The sequence below is a fragment of the Euzebyales bacterium genome (assembly GCA_035461305.1).
Lineage (GTDB): Bacteria > Actinomycetota > Nitriliruptoria > Euzebyales > JAHELV01 > JAHELV01.
On record DATHVN010000042.1, the window covers coordinates 1 to 6,939 of the forward strand.

General features: G+C 71.1%; 6 protein-coding genes. 2 read left to right on the forward strand and 4 right to left on the reverse strand.

Features of this window, described 5'->3' with window-relative positions:
* A partial coding sequence (locus tag VK923_04020; GenBank protein ID HSJ43833.1) for an alkaline phosphatase PhoX occupies positions 1-433 on the reverse strand: 433 nt, incomplete at its 3' end.
* A gap of 863 nt (positions 434-1,296) precedes the next feature.
* On the reverse strand, positions 1,297-4,113 hold the full coding sequence (locus VK923_04025; GenBank protein ID HSJ43834.1) for an AAA family ATPase: 2,817 nt from the start codon (positions 4,111-4,113) through the stop codon (positions 1,297-1,299).
* Positions 4,114-4,225: 112 nt separating this feature from the next.
* Here VK923_04025 and VK923_04030 point away from each other — a divergent pair, with 112 nt between their 5' ends.
* Entirely contained in the window at positions 4,226-5,428 is a 1,203-nt protein-coding gene (locus VK923_04030) for an NAD(P)/FAD-dependent oxidoreductase (protein ID HSJ43835.1), read from the forward strand.
* 15 nt (positions 5,429-5,443) lie between these two features.
* Positions 5,444-5,848: a nuclear transport factor 2 family protein gene (locus VK923_04035; protein ID HSJ43836.1), complete on the forward strand. Its 405-nt coding sequence runs from the start codon at positions 5,444-5,446 to the stop codon at positions 5,846-5,848.
* A gap of 673 nt (positions 5,849-6,521) precedes the next feature.
* On the opposite strand, the gene VK923_04040 is transcribed toward VK923_04035, so the two are convergent.
* Together VK923_04040 and VK923_04045 are read right to left on the reverse strand one after the other, a co-directional pair.
* The gene (locus VK923_04040) at positions 6,522-6,731 is read right to left on the reverse strand and encodes a TetR/AcrR family transcriptional regulator C-terminal domain-containing protein (protein HSJ43837.1); all 210 of its coding nucleotides are present in this window, start codon (positions 6,729-6,731) and stop codon (positions 6,522-6,524) included.
* Entirely contained in the window at positions 6,683-6,922 is a 240-nt protein-coding gene (locus VK923_04045; protein HSJ43838.1) for a TetR/AcrR family transcriptional regulator, read from the reverse strand. Before VK923_04045 ends, VK923_04040 begins: the two co-directional genes overlap by 49 nt.
* Positions 6,923-6,939: the final 17 nt, after the last annotated feature.

Genomic DNA, 6,939 nt, shown 5'->3' on the forward strand with positions numbered 1-6,939 from the left:
CGTTGCCGTCCTCATCGACGTCGAAGCGGGCGACGTACAACGTCCCCTCGTCGAGCAGGTTCAGGTTGTGCGCCCGATCGTTCGGCTGGTAGCGACTGGCGGTGACGTACTTGTAGATGTACTCAAACACCTCGTCGTCACCGGAGTAGACGGCAACCCGCCGGTCGGCGGTCAGCCGGGTCGTCGCGCCCTCTCGCTTGTAGCGGCCGAGGGCGGTCCGCTTGCGCGGCGTGAACGTCGGGTCGTAGGGGTCGATCTCGACGGTCCAGCCGCAGCGGAGTGGCTCGTTCGGCTCCTGGGCGACGTCGTATCGGCTGTGGTACAGCTCCCAGACCGGCGTGGGCGTAGGACACGAACCCGCAGGTGGCCATCGCCGGGTCGCCGCGCCCGACGGCCGGTATGCGGTCAGGTGCGTTTCCCAGGGTGGTTCCACAGCCGGAGGTTCCGGCCCGTCAGCATGGGTGGCACTGCCCACGCGTCGAAGCCACGTCACCGCCGTCGCGTACGGGACCGGCGCGCTGATCGTCACGCCATCGCGATCGCGTCGAACGCTTTGCCAGCCGACGGCACCGGACCGTCAGTCCTGCGACGGCGAACCAGTGCTCGGGGAGTGGTCGTCACCCATGGTCCCGAGGTCGCACATGTCCGTCCTGAGCCCTCCGTCCGCCTCCGATGTCGCCTGACGGCTCATCTCGATGCCGACGGTCATCCCTCCGGGCGACGAGGCTCCGGTGCAGCGCTACCTGGCATCGCTGATCGAGTCGTTCGGCATCGAGGTGGAGCAGTTCGGTCGCCGAACGGGTCGTCGAGTCGATCACCCGGATGGTTGCGCCCGCTGATGCTGACGTGCTGCGGCAGCTGGTGCATCCGACGGCGTTCGAGGAGGCGCTCGACCGGTTGGGCGTGCACCGCGAAACGTTCGAGGGACGGCCCCGATGAGCACGTACCGCGCTCGGCCATCGAGTTCGGGCTGCGGCCCTGCACCGGCTGATCTACCGCTATTCACCCATCGCCGGATCGGCGCGCGGGCGCAGTGTCCGCGACCGCCGGTCGCTGCCCGGTGACGCGCGTTCGGCTGCGACCACGCCGTGATGGCGTCTCGCGCCTGTTCGATGTCCTTCCATGGCGTGGGCTCGCTCAACCAGCGGACGACCGTCTCACGGCCGCGGATGTCGAGCAGACGGTCCGCCTCCTCGATCCGCCAGGGTCGCACGACGGTCCGCACGGTGGTGTACGTCGGTACTCCCATGCTCCACGAACGTATCCGGTCCGCGAGCATGCGACGGCGTTGTCACGTCACGGCGGCCCGTCGGTTGCGCTGGCGGCGGTGTCAGGCAGCCCCTCGCCGAGCGCCGCATCGGCGCGCGCCAGCAGCTGCGGGCTTCCCGCTCGCTGGGCGGACCGGCGTGACTCGAGGAGGTGGGCCCGTGCGGCGTCGAGGTCGCCTTCGACGAGGTGGACCAGCCCACGCAGCCGCGCGAGCTCTGGGAGGTAGAAGTAGGCGGGGCGTTCCGCGACGAGTGCGTCGGCCTCATCGAGCGCCGTTCTCGCCGCTGCGGTGTCGTTCATGCGGATCGCCACGTCCGCGAGCAGGGCGAGGACGTAGGGCAGGTCCATCGCCGCGCCGGTGGCGCGATACCGGCCGATGCCTTCCTCGAGTTCGGCCCGCCCCTGCGCGGGTGCTCCGCCCGCGGCCACCGCCCAGCCGTGCAGGATCGCGCCCGTGGCCTGTCGGTAGGGGTAGCCGTGCTCGGCGCCGAGACGGGAGACGGTGGCGGCGTGGCGGGCGACGAGGTCCGGTCGGTCGCGATGCTGGTGGAGGATCGCCGCCTGTTCGTGGGCGTACGCGAGGCTGAACGCCCGACGGTTGTCCTCCGCGAGCTCGAAGGCGTGCGCGATGTGGTCCAGCGCGGCGCCCTCGTCCCCGAGGAACCACGACGCGTGCGCCGCCCACGCGTGGCAGGCCACGGCCGGGTCCTCGCCCGCGCCGGCCATCAACGGGAGGTGGCGGTCGGGGTCGTAGAGCTGCAGGCCGTGGCTGGCGTTCTGCAACGCCCGGTCGAAGTGCCCCTGGTGGTACTGGGAGCACGCCAGGAGCTCGTGCCCGACGATCAGCGCGGAGTCGTCAGCGTCGGCGGCGCGGTTCAGAGCCTGCCGCATCAGCTCCTGGGAGCGCTCGTACTCCGCCCGGTACTCGTGGAGGGTGGCCAGACCGTACCGTGCGCGGAAGGCGTACGGGTCGTCGTCGAGGTCCTCGCCGAGCTCGCAGGCGCGCCGATACGCCTGCTCCACGTCGCCGTCCGCCCAGCCCCGCAGTGGGATCAGGCTGCTGGCGAGCAGGGTCTGCAGCGCGATCTCGGTGCGGGCGGCCTCGGCGGCGTCTTCGATGACCGTCGTGCGTTCGAGACCGGCACGGGCGTGTCGGACCGCCTCGGCGTAGGCGTTGCGCTGCAACGCCTGCTCGGCGGCGGTGCGCAAGTGGCGGAGCGCAGGTGCGGGCTCGTGCGCGGCGACGAAGTGGGCGGCGAGCTCGGCCGCGTGCTGGTCGGCGCCAGGCCCCAGGGCATCCTCGAGCCACCGGCCGACCGATCCGTGCAGTCGGGCGCGACGTCCCGTGGAGATCTGGTCGTGGATCACCGAGCGGTACAGGTCGTGCGTGAATGCGAACTGTCCCGTGGGCGCGTGGGCCGGCCATGCCGTGGCGTCGCGCTCCTCGATGAACTGCGACGTCCGGGCCAACGACGCGAGGGAGTCCTCACACGCGTCCGCGTCGACCGCGACGGCCGTCGCGACGGCCGCTGCGGGGAAGCCGCGTCCGGCGGCGCTGGCGGCCTCCAGCAGCGTGCGCTGTCGGTCGTCGAGCCGCCGCCACCGTTGCACGATCAGCTCGCGCAGGTCCGCTGGCACGTACTCGTCGAGCTCCGCGAGGCCGACAGCCGGCGTGACCTCGTCCCCGTCAGTGCGCAGCAGTCCCTGCTCCACCCATGACCGCAGGACGTTGGCGAGGAAGAGCGGGTTGCCCTCGGTGCGGCGGCGCAGCGCCTCCAAGACCGCGGCGTCGGCGGGAGCGCCGAGGTGCTCGCGGGCGAACGCCGCCACCGCCGCCTCGTCCAACGGCGGCAGGGCCAGCTCACGGCACTGCTGGTGTGCCCGCAGCTCGGCGACCACCGCCGCGAGCGGGTGGCTGCGTGCCTGCAGCTCGGCGCGCCGGTACGTGCCCACGACCAGGAGCCGGGGACCGTGCGGTTGGCTCCCCAGCCATCCGAGCATCGAGGCGGTCGCGTGGTCGCTCCACTGCAGATCCTCGAGCACCAGCACGACGGGCTGCCCGCGGGTGATCACGGTCAGGGCGTGCCCCAACTCGCGCAGCATCCTTTCGCGGGTGCTGCCGAGCGTGCGGACCTGCAGGCTGGCCACGTCCCGTCCGGACAGGACGCCCGGCAGGTTCATCAGCCAGGTCGGCGCGTGCTCCTCGAGCAGGTCCGCGACGACGGACCCGCCGTCGCCCTGACAGAGCTGGTCGAGCGCCTCCAGCACCGGCAGGTAGGGCTCACCTGACCCGTGCTGCTCCACACATCCGCCATGCCCGACCGCGAGCCCGGGAACCTCGTCGCAGGATGCGCGGAACGTCTCGACCAGCGCCGTCTTGCCCATCCCGGGCTCGCCCGAGACGATCACGAGGCCGCGGCCACCACCGAGCACCGCGCGCAGCTCACCCCGCAACGCCGCCAGCTCCCGGTCCCGTCCGAGCAGCGTGCGGGCCGTCGCGGTCCCGTCGCGTTTTACGTCCTCGGCCGCCGCCGTGGTGACCTGCAGATCTCCGACGAAGCGGTACCCGTGGCCACGGACCGTGCGGATCACCGACTGCTCCCGCCCGTCGTCGCCCACGGCCCGGCGTGCCGACTTGATCCGGCTGGTCAGCGCGGACTCGCTGACAAACCGGTCCCCCCACACGCCGTCGAGCAGCTCCTCCTTCGAGACCGCCCGGTCGCGGTGGTCGATGAGGTGGATGAGCACGTCGAACACCTGGGGTTCGACGTGCTGGGGCTCGCCCGACCGGCGCACCTCGCGGGTCGACGTGTCGACCTCACAGTCACCGAAGACGTAGCGCATCCATCGCCGACCCTACCTGAGGTCTCCACGAGGTCTCCATGACGTCTCCAAGCTGGCGCCGCCCGCTGTCCGTAGCGTGCCATCAGACCTTGAAGACGAAGAGGACGTCACCATGACCGTCGCACCCATCCGGCGATCCAGGACCGCGGGCTCCGAGACCGCCACCCATGACGCCATCGTCGTCGGCGCGCGTGTCGCGGGAGCCGCTACCGCCATGCTCCTGGCCCGTGCCGGCCTCGGCGTCCTGGTGCTCGACCGCGCGCGCCCTGGCGCCGACACGCTCTCCACGCACGCCCTGATGCGTGGCGGCGTCCTGCAGCTGCGTCGGTGGGGGCTGCTGGACGGGATCGTCGACGCAGGCACCCCGCCGATCCGACGCACGATCATCCACTACGGCGACGACGCCGAAGCCGTCGACATCAGCGCCAAGGCCGGTGTCGACGCGCTGTACAACCCGCGGCGGACGCTGCTGGACCCACTGCTCGTCGAGGCCGCCGTCGCGGCGGGCGCGGAGGTCCGCTTCGGCGTAGACGTGCGTGCCGTCCACCGCGACGGGTCCGGACGGGTGACCGGCGTCGCGTACCGCGACCGCGACGGCCGCACGCGGTCCGCCCGCGCCGCCATCACGATCGGGGCAGATGGCCCACGCTCGCTGATCGCGCGCACCGTCCATGCCCGGGACCACATGTCCGGCCAGGGGTCGAGCGCGATGATCTACGGCTACTGGTCCGGGCTATCGGTCGACGGCGATGAGTGGTTCTACCGGCCCGGCGTCGCCGCGGGACTCATCCCCACCAACGGCGAGCACGTCGGTGTCTGGGTGGGCACCGCCACGACGCGGTTCCGCGCCGAGTTCGACGGTGACCTCGAGACGGTCTTCGGACGACTGCTCCGACAGGCGGCACCGGAGATCGCCGCCCGCATCCCAATCGCCCGCCACGATGGACGGCTCCGCGGACACCTCGGCGCCGCGGGTCACCTGCGGCAGCCCTGGGGTCCCGGCTGGGCACTGGTCGGAGACGCCGGCTACCTGAAGGACCCCATCACCGCGCACGGCATCACCGACGCGCTGCGCGACGCCGAGCTGCTGGCCCGTGCCATCACAGCACCGGTCGGGGATGCCGCGGAGGAGTTGGCCGCCTACCAGCGCACCCGAGACGAGCTGTCGAGGCGGATGTTCGGGATCACCGACGCCGTGGCCTCCTACGCCTGGGACCTGCCACGGCTGCGGGACCTGCTGATCCAACTGAGCCGCGAGATGTCCCGCGAAGCGCTCGCCATCGCCGCGCTCGACCACGAGGCCATCGCCGCCTGAAAGGACGTGAACCCCATGAGCACGACGCTGTACGCACCCCCGAAGGCAGACACCACGGCCCGCGCGTTCCTGGATGCGCTCGCCCGGCGGGACTTCGCGGCCCTGCGCGGCCTGCTCGCCGACGACGTCTGGTTCCGGATCCTGTTGCCTCGCCACATGGTCGAGACGCACACCGCCGCGGAGGCCGTCGCCGCGTTCCACCAGTGGTACGGGACCGTGGCCGCGTTCGAGGTGCAGCACCTCACCCATCACACGATGGCCGGACGGGAGTTCGTCGCCTACCGGTTCCGGCTCCGCCCCGCGTGGGCACCCGACCAGTGGCACCTCATCGAGCAGTCCGGTTACGCGCGGGTCCGTGACGGCCGCCTCAGCCGGCTCGATCTCGTCTGCACCGGCTTCCACCCCGTCGACCCGGCGTGACCGCCGTTCCTGCCTGTTCCCACACCGCACCGCCTGACCCGAACGCCACTGCGTCCTCGACTCGAAGACCACCGGCACCGGAGGTCGTCGTTGCCACCTCCTGCCCGGCATACGATGATCCGCCCGAGAACCGGTGGAGGCGTGAACGGAGGTCCACGATGGCCAGGCTGATCTACTCGGCGATCGCGTCGCTCGACGGCTACATCTCGGACGAGTACGGCACGTTCGACTGGCCGAACCGGACAAGGAGGTCCATACCTTCATCAACGATCCTACGGCCGGTCGGCACCTACCTCTACGGACGCCGTATGTACGAGACGATGGCCGGCTGGGGGTCTCCATGGCCGCGAAGTGGCCACCAGTATCGAAGTCCGACCAGTGCACGATGGCGTTGGCCTGTTCGGGCGTAGTCGGATGGCCACGTCTTCCGCGAACGCCGCAGCGCCGGTGGGAACGTGCGATGGTGCTGGCCGTTTGTCCATCTCGCTGACGCGAGGCGCCTGCGGGAGCTCATTGGGCTCCTTCCTGAGGTTGGTGTGCGGATCGTTGGCGGTCGGCGCCGTAGGCGGCGACGAAGACGCGCACGCCCTGGTCTGCCCAGCGGTGGAGCCGGCGCTGTGGAAACGCCGTGTTCGAGCGGTCAGTATCGCTTCATCCAGCGGTGCCGCCAGGATCAGGTAGTTGAGGTGCTCGGCGGCCAGGTCGGGTCATCGACCACCAGCAGGCCCCGGTCGGCGAGACGGCGGATGACGACGGCCAGGGTGCGGTGCGCCTGCCGAGGTGCGCGGCGGTGCCAGGCCGTGGCCAGTGCGGGGAACCGCTCGGCTTCAGCGATCAGCATGCGCAGCATCCGCACCAGGTGCGGCTGGGTGACGACGGCCACGTGCTGCCGGGCGAAGGCACGCAGTTCCGCGGCCAGATCCGTGCTGTCGGCGAGCCGTCGACCATCCAGCGCGAGCGCGCCTCGGCCTCCTCGATGGCGGACTCGACGACGGCCACGAACAGGCCTTCCTTGTCGGCGAAGTGCCGATACACGGTGACCTTCGACGCGTCGGCCTTCAGATGTTGCGGCATGACCTAAGTGAACTGAG

Coding starts and splice junctions, on each gene's coding strand:
- VK923_04045 (HSJ43838.1), bottom strand. CDS start 6,922: ATGCCGCAACATCTGAAGGCCGACGCGTCGAAGGTCACCGTGTATCGG.
- VK923_04035 (HSJ43836.1), top strand. CDS start 5,444: ATGAGCACGACGCTGTACGCACCCCCGAAGGCAGACACCACGGCCCGC.
- VK923_04030 (HSJ43835.1), top strand. CDS start 4,226: ATGACCGTCGCACCCATCCGGCGATCCAGGACCGCGGGCTCCGAGACC.
- VK923_04025 (HSJ43834.1), bottom strand. CDS start 4,113: ATGCGCTACGTCTTCGGTGACTGTGAGGTCGACACGTCGACCCGCGAG.